The sequence below is a fragment of the Schleiferilactobacillus perolens DSM 12744 genome (assembly GCF_001435585.1).
GTDB classification, from domain to species: Bacteria; Bacillota; Bacilli; order Lactobacillales; family Lactobacillaceae; genus Schleiferilactobacillus; species Schleiferilactobacillus perolens.
The window spans coordinates 1-467 of record NZ_AZEC01000071.1; the positions used below are offsets into that span (position 1 = coordinate 1).

Genomic DNA, 467 nt, shown 5'->3' on the forward strand with positions numbered 1-467 from the left:
CTGGATTGAAGTCAATATTTGAGACAGGTTTTAAGAGACATTCAGAACCGCGTTTACCTTCCACAGCTCAAATAAATCATTAATCGTGATTAATAACTTATTTGAACCCTGGAAAGCATTAAATCAGGCGGCCATTTGGCTCGTAAGTGTTGCGATTTCAACTTGTAAGGGGGTCTGGTAGCCCAGTGAACTATGAATTCTCTTCCTATTGTAGAAAGCATGCACATATTCAAAAAGGACAGCAGCGGCAGTTTCATAATTCTCAAAGACCGGCACTGGATAAACACATTCCTTTTTGAGGGAAGCATGAAAAGATTCCATTGGTGCATTATCGTATGGACACCCCTTACGGCTGTAAGAGTGGCGGATATGTAGTTCTGTTAACCGTTGGTTGTAATCATCGCTGGTGTACTGTGATCCTAAGTCTGTGTGGATAATCAGGTCCCCAGTAATGGTTCGATTTTTAA

The 467-nt window shown here is 41.3% G+C and carries 1 protein-coding gene; it reads right to left on the reverse strand.

All coding sequences use genetic code 11. The annotated features are described in order from the left end of the window. Positions 1-123: 123 nt before the first annotated feature. Positions 124-467, reverse strand: a 344-nt coding sequence (locus tag FD09_RS16115; protein ID WP_047021845.1) for an integrase core domain-containing protein, incomplete at its 5' end; no start/stop codon positions are given.